This is a genomic window from Pseudomonas sp. GD04058, from assembly GCF_029836855.1.
Lineage (GTDB): Bacteria > Pseudomonadota > Gammaproteobacteria > Pseudomonadales > Pseudomonadaceae > Aquipseudomonas > Aquipseudomonas bharatica.
Window position 1 is genome coordinate 176,427 of record NZ_JAOECN010000007.1, and the last position, 23,487, is coordinate 199,913.

A 23,487-nucleotide genomic window follows, 5' to 3' on the forward strand; every position below is an offset into this window, starting at 1 on the left:
GGGGTGGGGAAAGTCAGTAAATAAATTTTCAGCAGGGATCTTTTGCGGAGTATTCGCCGGCCTCATCGCTGGCAAGCCAGCTCCCACAGGGGTCAGCGGTGCATGCAATCCTTGTGGGAGCTGGCTTGCCAGCGATTACGCCCGAAAGAGCGACGAAAAGTTTTCAATAGATCAAGGTCAGCCCAGGCAAATCGACCCGCTTCACCTTCAGCTCTTCGGTCAGCATCACCAGCGCATGGTCGAGGTTGTCCAGGCGGAACATGCCACTGACCTCGCGCCGCGCCAGCGCCGAATCGGTAATGACCACATGCCCGCCACGGTAGCGGTTGATCTGTTCGGCTACCTTCGCCAGCGGCTCGCGCTCGAAGATCAGCAGCCCGCGCTGCCAGGCACTGGCGCGGCGTACATCCTGTTCCGGCCAGGCGCGGATGCCATGCTGCGAGTCGTAGCGCAGGCTCAGGCCCTCCTCCAGCACCCGCTCGGCAACGCCGCTGGCCGGCGGCTCGAGCAGGCTCACCCGGGTGCTGTGCTCGAGCATGCCAACCCAGCCACCCTGCCCCTCCCCACCGACCACGAAACGCGTGCCAAGCGCACGGGTCGTGGCGCCGGCGTATTCGACGACGAAAGGCCGCGTTTCCTTGCCACCGATCGGCACTGCGTCGAACAGCGCATCCCCCGACCACAAACGCACGCGCCGCTCGCTATCGCTGTAGGCCAGGCTGATGGCGCTGCCACTGTCGAGGTCTACCTTGCTGCCATCGGGCAGGACGACCTGGCGGATTTCCCCACGACTGGTGACGTAGTCGGCGTTCAGGCGCTGGACGGTATCCGGCCCGCGAACCACGGCGAACACCGCCAGCAGCACCGCCGCCGCACTCGCCGCCAGGCGCAGACGCGACCGGCGACGCCGGCCAGTGACCGGCCGCGGCAGTTGCGGCAGCAGCAGCGCCGCAGGCTGCGGCTCGTCCAGGGATCCCAGGCGTCCAAGATCGGCCCAGGTCGCCCGGGCGAACGCCAACGCCCGCGCATGACGCGGATCGCGTTCACACCATTCGGCCAATGCCTGTTCCTGCCCGGGGCTCAGGCATCCGGCCTCCAGCAATACCGCCCACTCGGCGGCCTGCTCGCGAATCGCTTGCTCTGGCGGGATCTGGCTGCTCACACGGTTCTCTCGAATTCTGCTTATGTAAGGGCTGACGTCCGAAGGCGTATTTCCCAGTAAACCGTTCGTCATCCCGGTTCCTGAAGACACTGCATGACATAGGCCAAAGCCTTGGAAAGGTGCTTCTGCACCGAGCTGTCGGAAATATCCAGGCGCCTGGCAACCTCGGCGTGGGTCAAGCCCTCGAGGCGGTTGAGGCGGAAGATTTCCCGGGTTCGTGGCGGCAACTCGTTCATCGCCGCACGCAGGCGGCGCATATGCTGCTCGGTCGCCGTGCTGTCTTCAAGGCCGGGGCTGTCTTCGACGATGCCTTCGAGGGCTTCGTGGGGAACCAGGTCGGTCTTGCGCCGCTGTTGCTGGCGCAGGTGGTCGATCATCAGGTTGTGCGCCGTGCGATAGAGATAGGCCGGCGTGTTGTCGATGCGCTCGCCGGCCTTCTGCTCGACCAGGCGCAGGAAGCTTTCCTGCACCAGGTCGGCGGCCAGTTGCGGGTCGCGTACCTTGCGTGTGAGCAGGCCCTGCAGGCTTTTCGCGTGCTTGAGGAACAGGCGCTTGAGGTCGGACTCCGCCACGCGAACTCCAGAGGGCTATCGGGATGGAGGCGCCATGCTACTCGCTAGTGAGAATCACTTGCAAGAAGACCTTGCCGCCGCCCTACTCCTCGAAGAGTGCGTCGAGCGCCTGCTCCAAACGAGTAACGGCGATCACCTGGAGGCCCGCCGGCGCTTCCTTCGGCGCGTTGCCCTTGGGCACGATGGCACGCTTGAAGCCGTGCTTGGCAGCTTCCTTCAAGCGCTCCTGGCCGCTCGGCACCGGGCGCACCTCGCCTGACAGACCGATCTCGCCGAACACCAGCAAGCCCTGGGACAGTGGCTTGTTGCGCAGGCTGGACATCACGGCCGCGATCAGCGCCAGATCGGACGCGGTCTCCAACACCTTGACCCCGCCAACCACGTTGAGGAACACATCCTGGTCGTGGGTGGGAATTCCGCCATGCCGGTGCAGGACCGCCAGCAGCATGGCCAGGCGGTTCTGGTCGAGGCCGAGGGTCACCCGGCGCGGGTTGGCCAGGTGACTGTCATCGACCAGGGCCTGGACCTCCACGAGCATCGGCCGGGTACCCTCCCAGGTGGCCATGACCACGCTGCCCGGCACTTCCTCCTGGGTCCGGGTGAGGAAGATCGCCGAGGGGTTGGACACTTCCTTAAGGCCACGATCGGTCATGCCGAACACGCCGAGTTCATTGACCGCACCGAAGCGGTTCTTCACCGCCCGCAGCAGGCGCAGGCGGCCATCGGATTCACCTTCGAAATACAGCACGGTATCGACCATATGCTCCAGCACCCGCGGGCCGGCCAGGGCGCCTTCCTTGGTGACGTGGCCGACCAGGAAGATCGCCGTGCCGCTCTGCTTGGCGTAGCGCACCAGCAGCGCCGCGCTTTCACGCACCTGGGCAACACCGCCGGGGGCCGATTGCAGTTGCTCGGTGAAGATGGTCTGGATCGAGTCGATCACCATCACCTTGGGCTTTTCGCTGCGCGCGGTGGCGATGATGCTTTCGATGCAGGTCTCGGTCATCACCCGCAGCTTATCCAGCGGCAGGCCCAGGCGGCGGCCACGCATGGCCACCTGTTGCTGGGACTCCTCGCCGGTGACGTACAGCGCCGGCATGCGCGCGGCGATGTGGCAGAGGGTCTGCAGGAGGATGGTGGACTTGCCGATCCCGGGATCGCCGCCGATCAGCACCACCGAGCCGTCCACCAGGCCGCCGCCCAGGACGCGGTCGAGTTCGGCGCTGGCGGTGGAAAAGCGCGGGATCTCTTCGATGGAGACTTCGGCCAGGGTCTTGATCTGCGCCTGCTGCCCGGCCCAGCCAGTGCGGCCGCTGGGTGCCGCCGCCCCGCCGCTTTCGATCATGGTCTCGGTGAGTGTGTTCCAGGCGCCGCATTCACTGCATTGGCCGGCCCATTTCGGGAAGGTCGCACCGCACTCGGTGCAGCCGTACAAGCGCTTGGCCTTGGCCATGGGCAATCTCCTGGAAAAAGTCGCCATGATAGCCGCCGTGCCGGGAAAGGTGCCAATCGCGACCAAACCATTGGCTATCAGCGGGGTCATTTGTTGCGACGCAGCGCATTAAGCCAGCAGCTGAATTACACTGCGTTGACCCCTTTCAATTGTTACAAGGAATAAACCATGGGCCTGATCAGTGAATTCAAAGCCTTTGCGGTCAAGGGCAATGTCGTCGATATGGCCGTCGGTATCATCATCGGCGCGGCATTCGGCAAGATTGTTTCCTCTTTCGTCGGCGATGTGGTGATGCCGCCGTTGGGCCTGTTGATTGGCGGGGTGGACTTCAGTGACCTGGCAGTGACGTTGAAGGCCGCCGAGGGCGATGCACCGGCGGTGGTGCTGGCCTATGGCAAGTTCATCCAGACGGTGGTGGACTTCGTGATCGTGGCGTTCGCGATCTTCATGGGTGTCAAGGCGATCAACCGCTTGAAGCGTGAAGAAGCCGTCGCGCCGTCGGTGCCGCCTGCGCCGACGCCGCAGGAGACGCTGCTGACCGAGATCCGGGATTTGCTGAAACAGCAGAACAATAAACCCTAAGGTTTACGCGTACCCTGTGGGAGCGGGTTCACCCGCGATACGGTAGTGAATTCACCGACGTCATCGCGGGTGAACCCGCTCCCACAGGGGTCAGCGCTCAGCCTTACCAGTAAGTCTCGACCGCCACTTGCCCCGGCCGCCGGCTCAGGCTCAGGTTCAAGCCCCGAGCCTTGAGTACCTGCCGGGTGTCGTCGATCATCTGCGGGTTGCCGCACAACATCACCCGCGAGTGCTCGGGGCTAAGTTCCAGGCCCGCTGCCTGCTCCAGCTCGCCGTTCTCGATCAGGGTGGTGATCCGCCCGTTCAAGGCTCCCGGGTGCTGCTCACGGGTCACCACCGGAATGAACTGCAGCTTGCCGGCATGTTCGGCCAGGTACTCACGCTGCTCCAGGCCGGCGATCAGGTCCAGGTAGGCCAGTTCACGGGCTTCGCGCACCGAATACACCAGCTTGATGGTTTCGAAGCGCTCCCAGGCTTCGAAGTCCTGGAGGATCGAAAGGAACGGCGCGATCCCGGTGCCGGTCGCCAGCAACCAGAGATCACGGCCATCGACGAACCGGTCCAGGGTGAGGTAGCCGAACGCCTGACGATCGACCAGCAACTCGTCGCCCTCGCGCAGACGGCTCAGTTCGCTGGTGAACTCGCCGCCGGGCACGACGATGGAATAGAAGTCCAGATGCTCGTCGAACGGCGACGAAACCATCGAATACGCCCGCCAGACCACGCTGCCGTCGGCCTTGGCGACGCCCAGGCGAGCGAACTGGCCAGCACGGAAACGGAAACCGGCATCGCGGGTGGTACGCAGGCTGAACAGGCTGGACGTCAGCGGCTGGACGTCGAGCAGGGTCTGGCGGGTGTATTTCTCCGCGCTGGCAGTCATGGTTCGCTCCACAAATCAGGTGCGCCCAGTTTCGCCCAAAGCCGTATGAATAAACACCACCGGTTTGTAGTGGCTTGCCAGAGTTGAGGGCGGAAACGCATACACATCGCGTTTACCCCAACTACACGTTACCGATCATGACCTGGATCAACTTATAGCGAAAAAAACCAATCATCTTGTAGGACGATTTCTATACTCAGCAGACGACAAAGCGCAAGTTGGATCCATTCAAAGGGAGCGACACTCAAATGGCGCATTGGAAGCAGGAGCAGCTCGAAAGCCTGATCGCGGAGCAGGAACCCGAGCGCATCTTCGAATCCGCCCTGTCGCTGGCGCAGCAACTGGACATGGAGTACCTGAGCCTGGTGGTACAGAGCCAGGCCAGCGGAATGACCGCGCAGATCATCATGTTCAACAACTATTCGGCCGAGTGGAACACCCATTACCAGGCGTGCAACTACCTCGCCCAGGATCCGACCTTTCAGCACTGCCGGCACTCACTGATACCCCTGCTCTGGGAAGACGCTGTATTCGCCGAAACGCCCCAACTGCGTGAAGACGCCAGGACTCATGGGCTGACCCATGGCTGGAGCCAGGCCGCGCACGATATCCGCGGCAACAACAGCATGCTCAGCCTGGTGCGCAGCACAGGGGCGATCGACAGCTGCGAGTTCTACGACAAGACCGGCCAGGCCCTGTGGCTGTGCAATGTCATGCATACCGTCATGGTCGAACGCATCAACCCGTTACGCCCCAACGGCTTCGGCCTTTCCGACCGCGAGCGCGAAGTGCTGAAATGGTCCGCAGCGGGCAAGACCGCATCCGACATCGCCTGCATTCTCACCCTGTCGCAAAGCACGGTGAACTTTCATATCCGTAGCGTCATCACCAAGATGCGCGCCAACAACAAGGCCGGCGCCGTGGCCATCGCCGCCATGCACGGACTGCTCTGACCCCGCTATACGGCAAAGCCCTGTAGAATCGGCGCCTGTCTGACACTGCCCGGCAGTGCCACCCATGCCCCAGAGCCTCGTACCATGCCTTTGCTGACCAGCCCCTTCGCCGAACTCGACCTGATCCGCCAACCCGAATACGCCAACGATCCACTGCAAGCATTCGACGCCGCGGACGAATACCTGCTGGAGCATCTGGCGGCCCGCAACCTGCCGGCCAGCGCCCGGGTACTGGTGCTAAACGACAGCTTCGGTGGCCTGGCGATCAGCCTGCGCGAGCGTTTCCCGGTAACCAGCAGTGGCGATTCGTTTCTCGCCCGCCTGGGCCTGGAAAAGAACCTTCCGCGCAATGGCCAGCCGTGGGATGGCGTAGCCTTCGTGCCGGCCAGCGAAGCGTGGCAGGGGCCTTTCGATCATGTATTGGTGCGGGTGCCAAAGACCCTGGCGCTGCTTGAAGAGCAACTGATCCGCCTGCAAGGGCACCTGACGCCAGGCGCGAAGGTGGTGGCCGGGGCGATGATCAAGCACTTGCCGCGGGCTGCAGGTGACTTGCTGGAGAGGTACATCGGCCCGATGCAGGCATCCCTGGCCCAGAAAAAGGCGCGCCTGCTGGTCGCCACTTTCGAAGAAAAACCTCGCGCCAGCTCGCCCTACCCGACCCGTTACCGGCTGGACAAGCCAGCGCTCGAACTGGTGAATCACGCCAACGTGTTCTGCCGCGAAGGGCTGGATATCGGTACTCGCGCCTTCCTCCCGCACTTGCCGCGCAACCTGGGCAATGCGCGGGTCGCCGACCTTGGCTGCGGCAACGGTGTATTGGCGATCGCCAGTGCACTGGAAAACCCGCAGGCGCACTACACGCTGGTGGACGAGTCGTACATGGCGGTGCAATCGGCGCAGGAAAACTGGCGAGCGGCCCTGGGCGAGCGCGAAGTGCAGATCCGTGCGGCCGATGGGCTGGCCGGACAGGCCGAGCAATCGCTGGATGTGGTGTTGTGCAACCCGCCGTTCCACCAGCAGCAGGTGGTCGGCGACTTCCTCGCCTGGCGCATGTTCCAGCAGGCCCGGGAGGCGCTGGTGGTGGGCGGGGCCCTGTATATCGTCGGTAACCGGCACCTGGGGTATCACACCAAGCTGGCGCGGCTGTTCCGTGGGGTGGAGCAGGTCGCGGCGACGCCGAAATTCGTGGTGCTCAAAGCGCGGAAATAGGCTGCGGTCGTACTGGCCCTATCGCTGGCAAGCCAGCTCCCACAGGTACTGCACAGACCTCAAGATTTGTGCTGACCCTGTGGGAGCTGGCTTGCCAGCGATAGGGCACAAGGTCAGTGTGTACTCAACCCCGCCGCACTCATGAACATCCGCATCAGCCACGCCACCACCGCCAGGCTCGCCACGCTCAGCGTCCAGATCAGCGCCAGCCAGCCGAGCCGCTGCCACAGCGGCTTCTTTTCCGGCTCGAAGGTGTCTTTCCCGGTCATGACCTGAACCCTCCTAGTGGTAACCATGCTCGTGGGTCACCTTGCCGCGGAACACGTAGTAGCTCCAGAAGGTGTAGCCGAGGATGAACGGCAGGATGAACAGCGTCCCCACCAGCATGAAGCCCTGGCTCTGCGACGGCGCGGCGGCGTCCCAGATCGTGATCGACGGCGGGATGATGTGCGGCCAGAGGCTGATTCCCAGCCCGCTGTAGCCAAGGAAGATCAGCACCAGGGTCAGCAGGAACGGCGTGTAGTGGGCGTTGCGCTTCACCGCCTGGAGCAAACCGTAGAAGGTGACCAGCACCAGCAACGGCACAGGCATGAACCAGAACAGGTTGGGCATGCTGAACCAGCGCTCGCCGATCTGGGGGTAGGCCAGCGGCGTCCACAGGCTGACGATGCCGATGACCAGCAGCAGCACCAGCGCCAGCGGCCGGCCAAGCGCGTGCATCTGCTCCTGCAGCTTGCCCTCGGTCTTCATGATCAGCCAGGTGCAGCCGAGCAGTGCGTAGGCCACGATCAGCCCCAGGCCACTGAAGATGCTGAACGGGGTCAGCCAGTCGAGCGTTCCGCCGGCATACTGGCGATCGACCACCTTGAACCCTTCGATGAAGGCGCCGAGGGCCACGCCCTGGAAGAAGGTCGCGGTCAGCGAGCCCCAGATGAATGCCTTGTCCCACAGGTGACGCTTGTCGGCCTTGGCCTTGAAGCGGAACTCGAAGGCCACGCCACGGAAGATCAGGCCGACCAGCATCAGCATCAGGGGCAGGTACAGCGCCGAAAGCACCACCGAGTAGGCCAGCGGGAAGGCGCCGAACAGCCCCGCGCCGCCGAGCACCAGCCAGGTTTCGTTGCCGTCCCATACTGGTGCCACGGTGTTCATCATCACATCACGGTCCTGCTCGCCCTTGACGAAGGGAAAGAGGATGCCGATGCCCAGGTCGAAACCGTCCATGACCACGTACATCATCACGCCGAAGATGATGATCACGGCCCAGATCAGTGAAAGATCGATTCCCATGATTCAGTGTCCTTCTTTGTTCAGGCTGACATCGCCGATGTCGTGTTCGTCCTTCGCCGCCGACAGCGGCCGCGCCGGTGTACGGGGCTGGCCAGGGCCGCCCGGGTTGCTCTCGTCGCCCTCGCCGGTCTTCGGCCCCTTGCGCACCAGGCGCATCATGTAGCCAAGGCCGGCGCCGAACAGGGCGAAATACACCACCACGAACATGATCAGGGTGAAGCCCAACTGGGCGTAACTGTGGTTGGAGGCACCGTCGGCGGTGCGCATCAGCCCGTAGACCACCCAGGGCTGGCGTCCGACCTCGGTGGTGAACCAGCCTGCCAGGATGGCGATAAGCCCGGACGGCCCCATCCACAACGCCAGGTGCAGGAACGGCCGCGAACTGTAAAGCGTGCCGCGCTTGCGCAGCCACAGGCTCCACAGGCCGACGAAGATCATCAGCATGCCCAGCCCGACCATGATGCGGAACGACCAGAACACCACGGTGGAGTTGGGCCGGTCCTCGGGCGGGAAGTCCTTCATCGCCGGCACCTGCTTGTCCAGGCTGTGGGTCAGGATCAGGCTGCCCAGGGCCGGTATTTCCAGCTTGAAGCGGGTGGTTTCGGCCTGCATGTCGGGAATGCCGAAGAGAATCAGCGGGGTCGGTTCATCACCGACGTTTTCCCAATGGCCTTCGATGGCGGCGATTTTCACCGGCTGGTGCTTGAGGGTGTTGAGGCCGTGGAAGTCGCCGATCACCGCCTGGATCGGCGCAACGATCAGGGCCATCCACATGGCCATCGACAGCATCTTGCGGATCGCCGGGTTATCGCGGCCACGCAGCAGGTGCCAGGCCGCCGAGGCGCCGACGAAGAAAGCGGTGGCGACGAAGGCGGCAGTGGCCATGTGCATCAGGCGGAACGGGAAGGACGGGTTGAAGATCACCGCCAGCCAGTCCACCGGGATCACCCGGCCGTCGACGATCTCGTACCCCTGGGGCGTGTGCATCCAGCTGTTGGACGCAAGGATCCAGAAGGTCGAGACCAGGGTGCCGAGGGCCACCATCACCGTGGAGAAGAAATGCAGGCCGCGGCCCACGCGGTTCCAGCCGAAGAGCATGACACCGAGGAAGCCGGCTTCGAGGAAGAACGCGGTCAGCACCTCGTAGGTCAGCAAGGGGCCGGTCACCGCGCCGGCGAAGTCGGAAAAGCGGCTCCAGTTGGTGCCGAACTGGTAGGCCATGACCAGCCCGGAGACCACGCCCATGCCAAAGTTGACGGCAAAGATCTTCGACCAGAAATGGTAAAGGTCGCGGTATACCGCTTCGTTGGTTTTCAGCCATAGGCCTTCGAGCACCGCCAGGTAGCTGGCCAGCCCGATGGTGATGGCAGGGAAAAGAATGTGAAAGGACACGGTGAACGCAAACTGCATTCGGGCGAGATCGAGAGCCTCTGATCCGAACATGGTGCTTCCTCTGTCAGGTAAACCGGCGTCAGGGTCCGTTGCCTTGACGTCAACTTGCCCCCTTGGTGGTGGAGTGCACTCGGCTGGATTTGTTCTGATTAATTTCCCACCGCAGGGATTGGCGGCCTGAATGGCCCGGCGCCGCTGATCAATCGTTGCAGATACAAGTATTGATACAGATCAACGTCAGGAGAAAAGGATAGTCCCGAAAGCCCCGCAGGGTTGTGTGGTCGTTTGCCGCGTGACCGGTTGCCTCACCCTCTTTACCGAAGGACGGATCGGTGCGCTGACCGCACGGGTTTTGCCGCTTCATGCAACCTTTTGTTACAGCCTGGTGTTACGCTGCAACACCCCTTCCCCGATAAAGACCCCGCGCTCGATGTCCGATCAGGCTCCGTTGTTGTTGCGTCATCACCGTCCGTTCCTGTCCTTCTGGCTGGCCCGGGTGTTTACCGCCAGCGGTTTCCAGATGCTCACCGTGGCCATCGGCTGGCACCTTTACCAATTGACCGGCAACGTGCTCGACCTGGGGCTGGTCGGCCTGGTGGAGTTCGCCCCGCGGGTGCTGTTCATGCTGCACACCGGGCATGTTGCCGACCGCTACGACCGGCGCCGCGTGGCCGCGCTGTGCCAGAGCCTGCAGGCGCTGATCGCCCTGTCGCTGGCGCTGGCCAGCAGCACCGGCTCGGTGACCCGCGAGCTGATCTTCATCCTCGCCTTCCTCCTTGGCGCCGCCCGCTCCTTCGAGATGCCCGCGACCCAGGCGCTGCTGCCCAACGTCGTCCCGCCAGGCCTGTTCCCCCGGGCAGTCGCGGCGTCGGCTTCGGCCATGCAATCGGCAACCATCGTCGCCCCGGCGCTGGGCGGGTTCCTGTATGCCTTCGGCAGCGTCTGGGTCTACGGGCCGACCGTCTGCCTCTACGTGATCGCCTGCTGCCTGACCTTGAGCCTGGCCTCGCGCCAGGTCCCGCTGGCCCAGGGGCGCGCCAGCATCGAGTCGCTGCTGGCGGGGATCCGCTTTATCCGCAGCCGCCCGGACATCCTCGGGGCGATCTCCCTGGACCTGTTCGCCGTACTGCTGGGCGGCGCTACCGCGCTGTTGCCGGTATTCGCCAAGGACATCCTGCTCACCGGCCCCTGGGGCCTGGGCCTGCTGCGCTCGGCACCGGCGGTGGGGGCGCTGCTGATGTCGCTGTGGCTGGCGCGCTTCCCCGTGGAACGCAAAGTGGGCCGGGTGATGTTCACGGCGGTCGGGGTGTTTGGCGTGGCGACCATCGCCTTCGGCCTGTCCACCTCGTTCTGGTTCTCGCTGGCGGTGCTGGCCGTGCTGGGTGCGGCGGACATGATCAGCATGGTGATCCGCGGCGCCTTCGTGCAACTGGAGACGCCGGACGAGATGCGCGGCCGGGTCAGCGCCGTGAACGGTTTGTTCATTGGTGCCTCGAACCAACTGGGCGAATTCGAGTCCGGCGTGACCGCACACTGGTTCGGCACGGTACCGGCGGTGGTGCTGGGCGGCGTCGGCACGCTGGTGGTGACCGGGGTATGGATCAAGCTGTTCCCGACGCTGGCGGGGCGGGATCATATGCATAGCCGGCGGTCGGACAACTGACTTCAGAACCCTGCAAAACCTGTGGGAGCTGGCTTGCCAGCGATAGGGCCGGCAGGGGCAAAGATGTTGTCAGCCCGGGCCTCATCGCTGGCAAGCCAGCTCCCACAGGGGCCAAGGTGTTCTCTCCTGTCCTTCCTGTTGGACGCATTACCCTCGGCCAGCCATGCTGGTATCATGCGCGGCTTTTTTCCGGCCCGGTCGAAACAGCACCAATGCGGTACGCTTTGTGCTTTCCTGACCGGGTCGACAATTTTTGGCGCCGATCGCGCCACGGGGAGCAGGACATGCTGGAAAGGCTGTTTCAACTGAAAGCCCACAATACGAATGTGCGGACCGAGATCCTGGCGGGCGTGACCACATTCCTGGCCATGGCCTACATTCTATTCGTCAACCCGAGCATCCTCGGCGAGACCGGCATGGACAAGGGCGCGTTGTTCGTCGCGACCTGCCTGGCTGCGGCCATCGGCTCCACCACCATGGGCATCATCGCCAACTACCCGATCGCCCTGGCCCCGGGCATGGGCCTGAACGCCTTCTTCACCTATACCGTGGTCCTGCACATGGGCCACACCTGGCAGGTGGCCCTGGGCGCAGTGTTCATCTCGGCGGTGCTGTTCTTCCTGCTGTCGATCTTCCGTATCCGCGAATGGATCGTGAACAGCATCCCGCTGCCGCTGCGCTCGGCCATCGCCGCCGGCATCGGCCTGTTCCTTGCGCTGATCGCGCTGCATAACGCCGGTATCGTCGTCGATAACCCGGCCACCCTGGTGGGCCTGGGCGACCTCAAGCAACCGGCACCGATCCTCGCTACCCTGGGCTTCTTCCTGATCGTTGCCCTGGAAGCCATGAAGGTCCGCGGCGCCGTGCTGATCGGCATCCTCGCTGTCACCATCGCCTCCATCGCCCTGGGTGTCACCCCGTTCGGCGGCGTGGTGTCGATGCCGCCATCGCTGGCCCCGACCTTCCTGCAACTGGACATCAAGGGCGCCCTGGACGTCGGCCTGGTCAGCGTGATCTTCGCCTTCCTGTTCGTCGACCTGTTCGACAACTCCGGCACCCTGATCGGCGTCGCCAAGCGCGCCGGCCTGATGCGCAAGGACGGCCATATGCCGAAGATGGGCCGCGCCCTGATCGCCGACAGCACCGCGGCCATGGCCGGTTCGCTGCTGGGTACCTCGACCACCACCAGCTACATCGAATCGGCAGCGGGCGTCAGCGCCGGCGGCCGCACCGGCCTGACCGCCATCGTCGTCGCCATCCTGTTCCTCCTGGCGCTGTTCTTCGCCCCGCTGGCCGGTAGCGTGCCGGCCTTCGCCACCGCCCCGGCGCTGCTGTTCGTCGCCGTGCTGATGGCCTCGGGCCTGGCGGAAATCGACTGGGAAGACATCACCGAAGCCGCTCCGGTAATGATCACCGCACTGGCCATGCCGCTGACCTACTCGATCGCCAACGGCATCGCCTTCGGCTTCATTTCCTGGACCGCCATCAAGCTGCTGTCCGGCCGCCGCCAGGACCTCAACCCGGCGCTGGTCATCCTCTCCATCCTGTTCGTCATCAAGCTGGGCTGGTTCAACGCATGAGTGCTGTCTTCGACCCCTCCACTTACGACCAGCAGCTCGCGGCCAAGGTAGAACGCCTGCGTGCGCTGCTGGCGCCGTTCGATGCGCCGCAGCCGGCCGTCTTCGACTCGCCCCGCGAGCACTATCGCCTGCGTGCCGAGTTCCGCCTGTGGCGCCAGGATGGCCAGCGCCACTACGCGATGTTCGCCCCGGGCGAGAAGCATACGCCGATCCTGATCGAGGATTTCCCCATCGCCAGCCAGCGCATCAATGAACTGATGCCGCGCCTGAAAAGCGCCTGGCAGGCCAGCGAAGCGCTGAGCAACCGGCTGTTCCAGGTGGAGTTCCTCACCACCCTGGCCGGCGATGCGATGATCACCCTGTGCTACCACCGTCCGCTGGACGAGCAGTGGGAAGCCGAGGCGCGGCAACTGTCCGCCGAGCTGGGTGCGAGCATCATCGGTCGCTCCAAGGGCAAACGCCTGGTGATCGGCCGGGATTACGCGGTAGAGGAACTGCAGGTCGCGGGCCGCACCTTCCGCTATCGCCAGCCGGAAGGGGCCTTCACCCAGCCCAACGGCCAGGTCAACCAGAAGATGCTCGGCTGGGCTTATGAAGCCTTGGGCCAGCGCCAGGACGACCTGCTGGAGCTATATTGCGGAAACGGCAACTTCACCCTGCCGCTGGCAACCCGGGTGCGCAAGGTGCTGGCCACCGAAATCAGCAAGACCTCGGTGAATGCCGCGCTGCACAACCTCGATGACAACGCGGTGGAAAACGTGCGCCTGGTGCGGCTGTCGGCGGAAGAACTGACCGAAGCGCTGAACGAAGTGCGGGCGTTCCGCCGGCTGGAAGGGATCGACCTGAAGAGCTACGCGTTCGGCAGCGTGTTCGTCGATCCGCCGCGGGCCGGGATGGACCCGGACACCTGCGAGCTGACCCGGCGTTTCGACAATATCCTGTACATCTCCTGCAATCCGGAGACACTGGCGGCGAACATCGCACAGTTGCATGACACCCACCGGGTGGAGCGCTGCGCCTTGTTCGACCAGTTCCCGTATACCCACCATATGGAGAGTGGGGTTCTGCTGGTTCGGCGCTGATCTCTTGGGCCTCATCGCTGGCAAGCCAGCTCCCACAGGGATCGCGTGCACCGCCAAACCTGTGGGAGTGATTTTATGATCACCGCGGACACTGTGGGAGCTGGCTTGCCAGCGATGAGGCCCTGACAGTCAACACATCAACAACGGCACCACCTGGTCGGCATCGGCCAACGCCCCATGATGCCCCTGCCAGCGACTCGCCGCCGGCTCCACTACGCTGCGAATGATCCCCCCGCCAGCATTCGGCACCACGATCAGGTCGCCGATCCGCCCTTCCGCCTGGCTCAGCATCACATCGCCGAACAATCCGCCGGCGATCGCATTGGCCTTGCTCAGCACCGTGTAATTGTCGCCAAGCCGGTCCCGCCAGCGTTCCAGCACCCGGTCGTGCCGCGCAGCATCGATATAGACATGCCGCGCGCGGATATCCCCGGCGATCGCCAGCACATCCTCCTGCAACCCGTACTCAAGGTCGAAATCCACCACCTCGGCGCTGTCCAGGCCGAGCATGCCGTGGTCGGCGCTGACCAGCAGCCGCGCGCCCTGCGGCAGTTGCCGGAAGATCGCCTGGGCCAGCCGGTCGGCGCTGCGCAACTGTTCCAGCCAGGCTTCGGAGCCGGGGCCGAACAGATGGCCGGCGAAGTCCAGGTCGGCGAAGTAGGCAAAGCAATAGGCCGCAGCGTCGACAGTCAGCGCTTGGCGCACCAGCAGCGGATAAGCATCAAGGGACGGCGCCCCGAGAATCTGCGAACCGCGGTAGACGGCCCGGGTATAGGGCGAGTCGGCATAGCGCGCCGGCATCACCGTGCTGATTCGCAGGCCCTGCTCGCTGGCCTGTTCCCAAGCGGTTTGCGGCACGATGAAGCGCTCCGGTGGCGGGGCCAGGGTTGCTAGCTTTTCTTCGGAGAAGGGCGAACAGGTCCAGGTCAGCGGCGAGAATTCACTGTCGGCATCGAGGGCAAAGGTGCAACCGACGATGCCGTGCACCCCGCTGGCCATGCCCGAGGACAGCGTTGCCAGGCTCGCCGCCGTGGTCGCCGGAAAGCCCACGCGAAACACGCCCCCAGGTTTCGCCAGGGCCGCCAGGAAAGGCGCCTGCTGTGCATGTTCCTGCAGCAAGGCATGTCCAAGCCCGTCGATCAGCAACAGGCAGGTCGCCGACGACGGTGCCAGCTCGAAGGCATTGCGAAAGCCCACGCCGCCCAGCGCGGCAAGAATCGACTGGCTCAGGTTGGCCAGCCCGGGCCAGGTCGGCTGCCGGGTTACGTCCATCGCTACTGTCATGTACGCCCCTCCTCCATGTTCGAAGCACAAGGTTTAGCACGAGCCTGTTCGATCAGCGAACACTAAACGCGGCAGCCGGTTGATTCCTGTTAACCAAACGGTACATTTTGTCGGAACTCCTTTTCCAATCGCCAAGAACAACAACGGAGTCTTACCGATGAATCTGGCCAAACCGCCCGGCATTCTCGCCGGCCTGATCGGCGCGGGCATCCAGGCCTCGCGCACCCCTGCGCTGCACGAGCACGAAGGCGCCGCCCAGGGCCTGACCTACCTTTACCGCCTGATCGACCTCGACCAGTTGAAGCTCGACAGCACTGCCCTCGAAGAACTCCTGACCGCCGCCCAATACATGGGCTACACCGGCCTGAACATTACCTTCCCGTGCAAACAGGCGATCCTGCCGCTGCTGGATGACCTTTCGCCGGAAGCCCGTGGCATCGGCGCAGTCAATACCGTGGTGCTCAAGGACGGCCGGCGCATCGGTCATAACACCGACTGCCTCGGCTTTGCCGAAGGTTTCCGTCGCGGCCTGACCGACGTTTCACGGCAGCGCGTAGTGCAGATGGGAGCCGGTGGCGCAGGTGCCGCCGTCGCTCATGCCCTGCTCAGCGAGGGCGTGGAACAGCTGACCATTTTCGATGTGGAAAGCGAACGGGCCCAGGCCCTCGTGGATAACCTCAACCAGCACTTCGTCGGCACCCGGGCCAGGGTCGGCCATGACCTCGACAGCGCGATGAACAGCGCCTGCGGCCTGGTCAACACGACGCCCATGGGCATGGCCAAGCTGCCGGGCATGCCGGTGCCAAAGACATTGTTGCGGGCAGATTTGTGGGTGGCGGAGATCGTCTATTTCCCGCTGGAAACCGAACTGCTCAAGGAAGCCCGGGCCCTGGGCTGCCGCACCCTGAACGGCGCCACCATGGCGGTGTACCAGGCGGTCAAGGCGTTCGAGCTGTTCACCGGCATTACCCCCGATCCGCAGCGCATGACCAAGCACTTCCACAGCCTGGGCAACTGAAGACAGCGACACCGCAGGACAATCCTGCGGTGTTTCTCAAGCCTGCAGGTAACGCAGCACCGACTCGCAGATCATTTCCTTGTGCCGGGCCTTGATGGCCTGGTCCTCGAAATCGATCTGGAAGATTTCGCCGAAGGTGTGGCGGTTGGACACCCGGTAGAAACAGAACGAGCTGATCAGCAGGTGCACGTCCAGTGCATCCAGGCCCTTGCGGAACAGCCCTTGGTCCGCGCCCCGCCGCAGGATCTCGTCCAGCGCCCGCAGCACCGTATTGTTCATCGAACGGATGGCCGTGGACTGCTTCACGTATTCGCCGTGGTGCATGTTCTCGTTGCACACGATACGCACGAAATCGACGTTGCGGTCATGGTGGTCGAAGGTGAACTCGATCAGCCGGCGGATGCCGGTACGCGGCTCCAGCTCGTCCAGGTGCAGGTTGCTTTCAGTGCTGCGGATATCGCCATAGAGCTTTTCCAGCACCTCGACGTACAACTGCTCCTTGCTGTTGAAGTAGTAGTAGATCATCCGCTTGGAGGTCTGGGTACGCTCGGCGATGGCGTCCACCCGGGCACCGGCCAGCCCCTGGTGGACGAACTCGGTGATCGCCGCCTGGAGAATGTTCTCGCGGGTTTTTTCCGGATTGTTCTTGCGACCTTTGCGCGGAGTGCTGTCCGTCGCCTCGGCAAGTGCAGGGGTAGTCGTCATACGGGACTCGTGGCCTTCGATTAACGGCGCAATTATGGGCCCGGGTTGCACCAGAAGAAAGCCTTGGGGTTGTAGGGGGATTTACCCCGATCATTGTGGGTGCTGCTGACGGCCTCATCGCTGGCAAGCCAGCTCCCACAAACCCTGTGGGAGCTGGCTTGCCAGCGATGAGGCCATCAAGCCTTACAACTTGGCGTGGCGCAACCCACCACTACGCGCCTTGGCCATCGCTGCCAGCCTCACCGCCACGTTCGCCGCACCATACCCGGCATAGCCATTGCGCCGCTGGATCACCTCGAAGAAGAAGCGATCCTCGAACGGCTCGGTGTACACGTGAAACAGCTCGCCGCCATTGGCGTCACGGTCGTACAGCACGTTGTAGTAAGCCAGCTCGCTGAGGAACTCGTCATCGAAGTCGAAGCGCGCCGCGAGGTCGTCGTAGTAGTTCAGCGGGATGTCCAGCAATGCCACGCCAGACTCCTTGGCCTTTTTCACGGCGGTGAAGATGTCCTCGCAATCGAAGGCGATGTGATGCACGCCCGAACCGCGATAGTGGGACAGCGCGTGGGAAATCGCGGTGTTGCGGTTCTCCGAGATGTTCAGCGGCAAGCGGATACTGCTGCACTGGCTGCGCAGCGCGCGACTCTTCACCAGGCCGTAAGGGTCCGGGAGCACCACTTCGTCGTCGGCCTTGAAGTCCAGCAGGCTCTTGTAGAACAGCACCCAGGTGTCCAGGCCGTCGGCCGGCAGGGCCATGGCCATGTGGTCGATGCGGGTCAGGCCGAGGCCGTTGTCCGCGACCCCGCCGCTGAGGCTGAAGTCGGTGTCGTAGATGGTCTGGCCATCGGCGCCCTGGTCCACCAGGTAGATCAGGCTGCCGTCCGGCGCACGTACCGCCGCCAGTTCGCGTTCGTTGGGACCGACCAAGCCACGGTAGGGCTGGCCGTGATAACCCACGGCACGGGCCAGGGCCCTGGCGCTGTCCTTGACCCGCACGGCGGTGGCGCATAGCGACGGGCCGTGGCTTTCGAAGAAGTTGTGAGCGAAGGAATACGGCTCGGCGTTGAGGATCAGGTTGATGTCGCCCTGGCGCAGCAGGCTGACATTCTTCGAGCGGTGCTGGCCGACCTTGGCGAAACCGAGGCCTTCCAGCCAGCCACCGAGCTTGGCACCGGAAGCATCGTCCACCGCAAACTCAAGGAGTTCGACACCGTCATAGGTATCCGCCGCTGGCGGGGCGAACAGCAGGTCCGGCTCGGCGGCTACCGCTGGGGCGGTCTGCAGCAGGCGCTCGCGGGTCTTCTCCTCGAGGTACAGCAGCGAACGCAGGCCGTCGGCCGCGTTGGCCCGCGGCGGCGCGGCGCGGAAGCCGTCGTTGAAGATTTCCAGGGACAACGGGCCGCGATAACCGGCCTTGAGGATCGGCGCAAGGAACGCTGGCAGGTCGAACTCGCCCTGGCCCGGGAAGCAGCGGAAATGCCGGCTCCACTCCAGTACGTCCATGGCCAGGATCGGCGCGTCGGCCATCTGCACGAAGAAGATCTTGTCGCCCGGGACGTCGGCGATACCGCTCGGGTCGCCCTTGATCGAGTAGGTGTGGAAGCTGTCGAGGATCATGCCCAGCGCCGGGTGGTTCGCCTCGCGAACGATGTCCCAGACCTGCTGCCACTGGTTGACGTGCCGCCCCCAGGCCAGCGCTTCGTAGCCAATGCGCAGGTTGCGCGCGCCGGCACGCTCGGCCAGCAGGCCGAGGTCATCGACGAGAATCTGTTTTTCGCCGAGGGCATCGGCGGCGACGTTGCTGCATACCAGCACCAAATCGGTGCCCAGTTCCTGCATCAGGTCGAACTTGCGCTCGGCGCGGTCGAGGTTGCGGGCCAGACGGTCGCGGCGGCAGCCTTCGAAGTCGCGAAATGGCTGGAAAAGGGTGATATCCAGGCCCAGGTCGGCGCAGCGCTGGCGGATTTCACGGGGGCTGCCGTCGTAGTAGAGCAGGTCGTTTTCAAAAATCTCGACACCGTCGAAACCCGCAGCGGCTATGGCTTCGAGCTTTTCCGGCAGGGTGCCGCTCAGGGACACGGTGGCAATCGAACGCTGCATCTTCAGTCTCCTACGGGCAGGCAGTGCCCAAACTATGAAGAATTATTGGCCGGGGCCAAAATCCGCTCAAGAAAAAGGTACGAACTGGTTAGTTTTGTGTGCGATTATCGCCCGAAATGCGTTGAGACGAATTGACCCTTTTTTGAGCAGTGGCGCACCATTTCCAACCATGAAGCAGGCTACTCGGCCAAACTGCGGCGCCGATCCTGCCAAATAACCTGTAATGCCCGCTTTTCTTGCGTCACCCAGGCTTGACCCATAAACATAAAAATACGGGTAACCCACGATGATCCACAGCTCCAGCACTCCCGTTGCTCAGACGCTGAGCAGCAACCCGCACGCCGGTATCGGCGACAAGATCCGCGGCGCCATGGCCGTCGGCAAGACCCGCTGGGTCATGCTGGCCTTGGTCTTCTTCGCCACGACCCTCAACTACATCGACCGTGCCGCCCTCGGCGTGATGCAGCCCATCCTGGCCAAGGAGATGAGCTGGACGGCGATGGACTACGCCAACATCAACTTCTGGTTCCAGGTCGGCTACGCGATCGGCTTCGTCCTGCAAGGCCGGCTGATCGACCGGGTCGGTGTGAAGCGCGTGTTCTTCTGCGCCGTGCTGCTCTGGAGCCTGGCAACCGGTGCCCACGGCCTGGCCACCTCGGCGGTCGGCTTCATGGTCTGCCGCTTCGTCCTCGGCCTGACCGAAGCCGCCAACTACCCGGCCTGCGTCAAGACCACCCGCCTGTGGTTCCCCGCCGGCGAGCGCGCCGTGGCGACCGGCATCTTCAACGCCGGCACCAACGTCGGTGCCATGTTCACCCCGATGCTGCTGCCGCTGATCCTCACCGTGTGGGGCTGGCAGGCCGCGTTCATGGCCATGGGCGCGCTGGGCCTGGTCTGGGTGATCTTCTGGGGCCTGAAGTACTTCAACCCTGAAGACCACCCAACCGTGACCGACGCCGAACGTGCCTACGTAATGGGCGAAGCCGAACCCGAGCAGAAAGGCGTGCCGTTCTCGCGGATCCTGCGCATGCGCGGCACCTGGGCCTTCGCCCTGGCCTACTCGATCACCGCGCCGGTGTTCTGGTTCTACCTGTACTGGCTGCCACCGTTCCTGAACCAGCAATACAGCCTGGGCATCAGCGTTACCCAGATGGGTATCCCACTGATCGTCATCTACCTCAGCGCCGACTTCGGCAGCGTCGGTGGCGGCATCCTGTCCTCGTTCCTCATCGGCCGCGGTATGGCCCCGGTCAAGGCGCGCCTGCTGTCGATGCTGATCTTCGCCGCCACCATCATCGGCGTGATCTTCGCCGCTGGCGCCAGCAGCTTGTGGGTCGCGGTCATCGCGATCTCCCTGGCCATCGCTGCGCACCAGGCCTGGACCGCCAACATCTGGAGCCTGGTGATGGACTACACGCCCAAGCACATGATGAGCACCGTGTTCGGCTTCGGTGGGATGTGCGCGGCCATCGGCGGCATGTTCATGACCCAGATCGTCGGCTACGTGCTGACCACCACCAACAACAACTATGCCGTGCTGTTCACCATGATCCCGACGATGTACTTCATCGCCCTGACCTGGATGTACTTCATGGCGCCGCGCAAGGTCCCGAAGGTCGAAGACTGACCCACCCTGCGTAACCCCGGGCGGGGCCTGTCCTTCGGTGGACAGGCCCCGCTTGCGTTTCAGCGGCGCCTTTGCAGCCAGGCTGCGGCGAGGCCGCTGAGGCAGACGATGGCAATGCCGATCACGCCCCAGCGGTCCGGGCTCTGGCCGAACAGCACGATGCCCATCAACCCCGCGAAGACAATCTGGCAATAGCTGAACGGCGCCAGCATGGCCGGCGGCGCATGGCGGAAGGCCTGGGTCAGGAACAGATGGGCGAGCATGCCGAAGGTACCCAAGGCCAAGGTCATGAGGCCGTGGGTCAGGCTTGGCACGATCCAGAACAACGGCACCAGGGCGCTCATCACCAGGGTGTTGAACAGCCCGGTGAAGAAGTTGGTGGCGGTCGGGCTGTCCACCTGGCTCAGCTTGCGGGTGAGGATCTGGTAGAAGCAGAAACAGGTTGCCGAGCCGAAGGGCAACAGCACTGCCGGGGTGAATAGCGCCCCGCCCGGATGGACGATGATCAGCACCCCGACGAAGCTCGCCAATACCGCGACCCACTGCCCCTTGCTCACCGACTCCTTGAGCAACGGCACCGACAGCGCCGTCACCATCAGCGGGGCAAGGAAGTTGACTGCGGTCGCCTCGGCCAGCGGCAGGTATTGCAAGGCCTTGGTGAACAACAGGCTGCAGCCGAGCAGGCACAGGGCCCGCGCCGCCTGCAGGCCGGGCCTGCGCGTATACAGCCCGCGCAGGCCGGCCTGGGGCAGGAAGATGCCAAGCATCAGCAAGGTGTGAACCAAATAGCGCGCCCAGACCACCCAGACGATCGGATAGAAACCCGACAGGTACTTCGACATGGCGTCGTGGCTGGAAAACAGGAAGGTCGCCAGGACGACCAGGAGAATGCCTTTGAACGGTTGACTGACAGAGGGCATGGGCGCGACTCGGGACGTTGGGCTCGGGGCCTTAAAGGGGGCTCAGTACGGAACGGGCCTTGTCCAGCGCCCATTGCGCCCGCTGCAACGCGGACACGCCCTGCTCCAGCAACTGCCGGGTGGGGATTTCCAGGCTCAGTGGCATATCGGGCGAAACGCTGGCGAGCAGGCCGCGCAGGTCACAGTCGCCGTCGCCGGGGAACCGCCGCTCGTTGCGTGCCTGGCGCAGGATCTCGGCCATATCGTCGGGACGCGGCCCGGCAACGTCGCACAATTGCAGATAGCGCATGCGCGAGGCCGGAATCCGGCGCAGGTCGTCCAGGCGCGAGGCGGAGCGGTCGAAGTGGAAGGCATCGACCAGCACGCAGGCATTTTCGCGGTTGGCGGCGCTGACGATATCCCAGGCCTGGGTGAGGTTCCTGCAGTCGGTCCAGGGCATGAACTCCAGGTGCGGGTAGATGCCGTACTTCGCGGCGAGGTCGCAGAGCGCGGCGAAGTTGTCGGTCAACCGGGCCTGGTCGGGGTCGTTGCCGGCCACCAGCAACTCGGTGGCGCCGAACCCTGCGCCAACGGCCAGCAGGGCATCGAAATCGTCGACGCGGGTTTCCGGCTTGAGCCGGAGGATCTCGATATCGAGCACCTTGATGCCGGTGTCGCGCAGGCGCTCGGCGGTCTGGCGGCGCAGGCCGGCATCGCCGACCAGGGGAAAGTGATGTTCTTCGGCGGTGGCCGGTTCCAGGCGCAGGCCGACATGGCTGTAGCCGGCCCGGGCAGCGACCTCGACCATGTCCGGCGGGGACAGCTCGAGCACGGTCAGGGCGGCCAGGGAGAAGATTCGTTGGCTCATTTTCGCGGGGGTCTCTTGGGGTTGTTGTTCTGACGCAATTATTTAGAACTTGGTTCCAGATTCATTGCAAGCAGAAAAACAGGGAGACCCTGGCATCGATGGGTTTCTGAAAATGGTGTACTGGTTTTGAGGGCCCTATCGCTGGCAAGCCAGCTCCCACAGGTTTTGCGGTGCACTCGATCCCTGTGGGAGATTCATTGCAAGCAGAAAAAACGGGGAGACCCCTGGTATCGATGGGTTTCTGAAAATGATGTGCTGGATGTGAGGGCCCTATCGCTGGCAAGCCAGCTCCCACAGGTTTTGCGGTGCACCCGATCCCTGTGGGAGCTGGCTTGCCAGCGATGAGGCCCGAGAGATCAAAGCAAAATTAGCTGAACAACTCGGATGCCGGACTCGCCGCCGCCAGCTCCTCAACGGTTTCCAGCAGATAAGGCGCCAGTTCATGCATCCGCGCCTCGCTCATCCGCGCCGTAGGCCCGGCAATGCTGACCACCCCGACCGCCCGGCCATCCCGGGGATCCGCCACCACCGCCGCCAGCGCCGACATGCCTACCGCCGAGCTCTCCACCACCCAGGCGTAGCCACGCTCCCTGGCAAGGCGCAGGCGCTCCAGCAATTCGGCATTGGATTTGGGTGCGTTCGGCCCGAATTCCTCGGCCGGGCCCACGCCCTGGCGCTCCACTAGCAGCAGGGCCTGGGCATCGCTCAGGCTGGCCAGCCAGGCATGCCCCGAGGCGCTGTAGAACAACGGTGCATCCCGGCCCATGTCCGGATCGTACTTGAGCCCCGAGCGCGCGCCCTGGGACTTGGCGATCCAGGTCTGGCGCTCGCCTTCGATCACCCCGAGGCGCACCAGCTCGCCGCTCTTGCGCGCCAGATCGTCAAGGATCGGCTGGACGATGTCCGCGCCGCTGTTGGCGAGGTAGCGAAAGCCCATGGCAACCAGCCGGGTGCTGAGCAGGTAGCGGCTGTTCTCCGGATTCTGCCGCACGTAGCCCAGCCGGATCAGCTCGGCGAGCATGCGGTGGGTCGCGCTTTTCGGAATGTCGAGCTGCTCGGCCAGCGTCTGCATCGGCAGCCCGCGAGGCTCGCTGGTAAGGCTTTCGATAAGGCTCAACGCGCGTTCGATCTGACTGCCGGCCATGGTCACGGTCCTTGGAAATGTGGG

The 23,487-nt window shown here is 63.9% G+C and carries 21 protein-coding genes; 8 read left to right on the plus strand and 13 right to left on the minus strand.

The window, feature by feature from the left end; genetic code table 11:
• Positions 1-163 precede the first annotated feature (163 nt).
• The 3 genes from N7650_RS09000 to radA form a co-directional block, all read right to left on the minus strand.
• Positions 164-1,162 (minus strand): FecR domain-containing protein, encoded by a 999-nt coding sequence (locus N7650_RS09000; RefSeq protein WP_279897917.1) that lies wholly within the window; start codon positions 1,160-1,162, stop codon positions 164-166.
• A 68-nt stretch (positions 1,163-1,230) separates the two neighbouring features.
• The gene (locus N7650_RS09005; RefSeq protein ID WP_009398957.1) at positions 1,231-1,734 is read right to left on the minus strand and encodes an RNA polymerase sigma factor; all 504 of its coding nucleotides are present in this window, start codon (positions 1,732-1,734) and stop codon (positions 1,231-1,233) included.
• Positions 1,735-1,816: 82 nt separating this feature from the next.
• Positions 1,817-3,187 (minus strand): DNA repair protein RadA, encoded by a 1,371-nt coding sequence (radA, locus tag N7650_RS09010; RefSeq protein ID WP_009398956.1) that lies wholly within the window; start codon positions 3,185-3,187, stop codon positions 1,817-1,819.
• A gap of 168 nt (positions 3,188-3,355) precedes the next feature.
• Between radA and mscL the strand changes: the two genes are divergently transcribed.
• Positions 3,356-3,769 (plus strand): large-conductance mechanosensitive channel protein MscL, encoded by a 414-nt coding sequence (gene mscL / locus N7650_RS09015; protein ID WP_009398955.1) that lies wholly within the window; start codon positions 3,356-3,358, stop codon positions 3,767-3,769.
• A gap of 103 nt (positions 3,770-3,872) precedes the next feature.
• Here mscL and N7650_RS09020 read toward each other — a convergent pair whose 3' ends face one another.
• Complete coding sequence (locus N7650_RS09020; protein WP_009398954.1) at positions 3,873-4,649, minus strand: ferredoxin--NADP reductase; 777 nt, start codon at positions 4,647-4,649, stop codon at positions 3,873-3,875.
• A 248-nt stretch (positions 4,650-4,897) separates the two neighbouring features.
• Here N7650_RS09020 and N7650_RS09025 point away from each other — a divergent pair, with 248 nt between their 5' ends.
• Complete coding sequence (locus N7650_RS09025) at positions 4,898-5,602, plus strand: autoinducer binding domain-containing protein (RefSeq protein ID WP_009398953.1); 705 nt, start codon at positions 4,898-4,900, stop codon at positions 5,600-5,602.
• Between the two features lie 84 nt (positions 5,603-5,686).
• Entirely contained in the window at positions 5,687-6,811 is a 1,125-nt protein-coding gene (locus tag N7650_RS09030) for a methyltransferase (RefSeq protein ID WP_009398952.1), read from the plus strand.
• A 113-nt stretch (positions 6,812-6,924) separates the two neighbouring features.
• On the opposite strand, the gene N7650_RS09035 is transcribed toward N7650_RS09030, so the two are convergent.
• Genes N7650_RS09035 through N7650_RS09045 form a run of 3 tightly spaced genes read right to left on the minus strand, consistent with a single transcriptional unit; the run spans position 6,925 to position 9,544 of the window.
• On the minus strand, positions 6,925-7,080 hold the full coding sequence (locus N7650_RS09035; protein ID WP_009398951.1) for a DUF2474 domain-containing protein: 156 nt from the start codon (positions 7,078-7,080) through the stop codon (positions 6,925-6,927).
• Positions 7,081-7,093: 13 nt separating this feature from the next.
• Entirely contained in the window at positions 7,094-8,101 is a 1,008-nt protein-coding gene (gene cydB / locus N7650_RS09040) for a cytochrome d ubiquinol oxidase subunit II (RefSeq protein ID WP_009398950.1), read from the minus strand.
• 3 nt (positions 8,102-8,104) lie between these two features.
• Positions 8,105-9,544 (minus strand): cytochrome ubiquinol oxidase subunit I, encoded by a 1,440-nt coding sequence (locus N7650_RS09045; RefSeq protein ID WP_009398949.1) that lies wholly within the window; start codon positions 9,542-9,544, stop codon positions 8,105-8,107.
• 379 nt (positions 9,545-9,923) lie between these two features.
• Here N7650_RS09045 and N7650_RS09050 point away from each other — a divergent pair, with 379 nt between their 5' ends.
• The 3 genes from N7650_RS09050 to trmA all read left to right on the plus strand — a co-directional run bounded on the left by N7650_RS09050 (position 9,924) and on the right by trmA (position 13,818).
• Positions 9,924-11,156, plus strand: a complete 1,233-nt coding sequence (locus tag N7650_RS09050; RefSeq protein ID WP_279897921.1) for an MFS transporter — start codon at positions 9,924-9,926, stop codon at positions 11,154-11,156.
• A 284-nt stretch (positions 11,157-11,440) separates the two neighbouring features.
• Positions 11,441-12,736 carry an NCS2 family permease gene (locus N7650_RS09055; protein WP_009398947.1) on the plus strand — a complete coding sequence of 432 codons (1,296 nt, stop codon included), beginning with the start codon at positions 11,441-11,443 and terminating at the stop codon, positions 12,734-12,736.
• Positions 12,733-13,818 carry a tRNA (uridine(54)-C5)-methyltransferase TrmA gene (trmA, locus tag N7650_RS09060; protein ID WP_009398946.1) on the plus strand — a complete coding sequence of 362 codons (1,086 nt, stop codon included), beginning with the start codon at positions 12,733-12,735 and terminating at the stop codon, positions 13,816-13,818. The genes N7650_RS09055 and trmA overlap by 4 nt, the downstream gene beginning before the upstream one ends.
• A gap of 129 nt (positions 13,819-13,947) precedes the next feature.
• Here trmA and N7650_RS09065 read toward each other — a convergent pair whose 3' ends face one another.
• The gene (locus tag N7650_RS09065) at positions 13,948-15,102 is read right to left on the minus strand and encodes an alkaline phosphatase family protein (RefSeq protein ID WP_279897922.1); all 1,155 of its coding nucleotides are present in this window, start codon (positions 15,100-15,102) and stop codon (positions 13,948-13,950) included.
• Positions 15,103-15,265: 163 nt separating this feature from the next.
• Here N7650_RS09065 and N7650_RS09070 point away from each other — a divergent pair, with 163 nt between their 5' ends.
• Entirely contained in the window at positions 15,266-16,120 is an 855-nt protein-coding gene (locus N7650_RS09070; RefSeq protein WP_279897940.1) for a shikimate dehydrogenase, read from the plus strand.
• Positions 16,121-16,156: 36 nt separating this feature from the next.
• Here the strand turns inward: N7650_RS09070 and N7650_RS09075 are convergent, their stop codons facing one another.
• Together N7650_RS09075 and quiC are read right to left on the minus strand one after the other, a co-directional pair.
• Complete coding sequence (locus tag N7650_RS09075; protein WP_009398943.1) at positions 16,157-16,825, minus strand: TetR/AcrR family transcriptional regulator; 669 nt, start codon at positions 16,823-16,825, stop codon at positions 16,157-16,159.
• Between the two features lie 183 nt (positions 16,826-17,008).
• Positions 17,009-18,925, minus strand: coding sequence for a 3-dehydroshikimate dehydratase QuiC (gene quiC / locus N7650_RS09080; protein ID WP_279897923.1), 1,917 nt, complete (start codon positions 18,923-18,925; stop codon positions 17,009-17,011).
• Positions 18,926-19,211: 286 nt separating this feature from the next.
• Here quiC and N7650_RS09085 point away from each other — a divergent pair, with 286 nt between their 5' ends.
• Positions 19,212-20,552: an MFS transporter gene (locus N7650_RS09085; RefSeq protein ID WP_009398941.1), complete on the plus strand. Its 1,341-nt coding sequence runs from the start codon at positions 19,212-19,214 to the stop codon at positions 20,550-20,552.
• Between the two features lie 59 nt (positions 20,553-20,611).
• On the opposite strand, the gene N7650_RS09090 is transcribed toward N7650_RS09085, so the two are convergent.
• From N7650_RS09090 to N7650_RS09100, 3 genes are all read right to left on the minus strand, one after another.
• Positions 20,612-21,472 carry a DMT family transporter gene (locus N7650_RS09090; protein ID WP_009398940.1) on the minus strand — a complete coding sequence of 287 codons (861 nt, stop codon included), beginning with the start codon at positions 21,470-21,472 and terminating at the stop codon, positions 20,612-20,614.
• 31 nt (positions 21,473-21,503) lie between these two features.
• Positions 21,504-22,319: a sugar phosphate isomerase/epimerase gene (locus N7650_RS09095; RefSeq protein ID WP_279897925.1), complete on the minus strand. Its 816-nt coding sequence runs from the start codon at positions 22,317-22,319 to the stop codon at positions 21,504-21,506.
• Between the two features lie 367 nt (positions 22,320-22,686).
• Positions 22,687-23,463 carry an IclR family transcriptional regulator gene (locus N7650_RS09100; RefSeq protein WP_009398938.1) on the minus strand — a complete coding sequence of 259 codons (777 nt, stop codon included), beginning with the start codon at positions 23,461-23,463 and terminating at the stop codon, positions 22,687-22,689.
• Between the last annotated feature and the right edge of the window lie 24 nt (positions 23,464-23,487).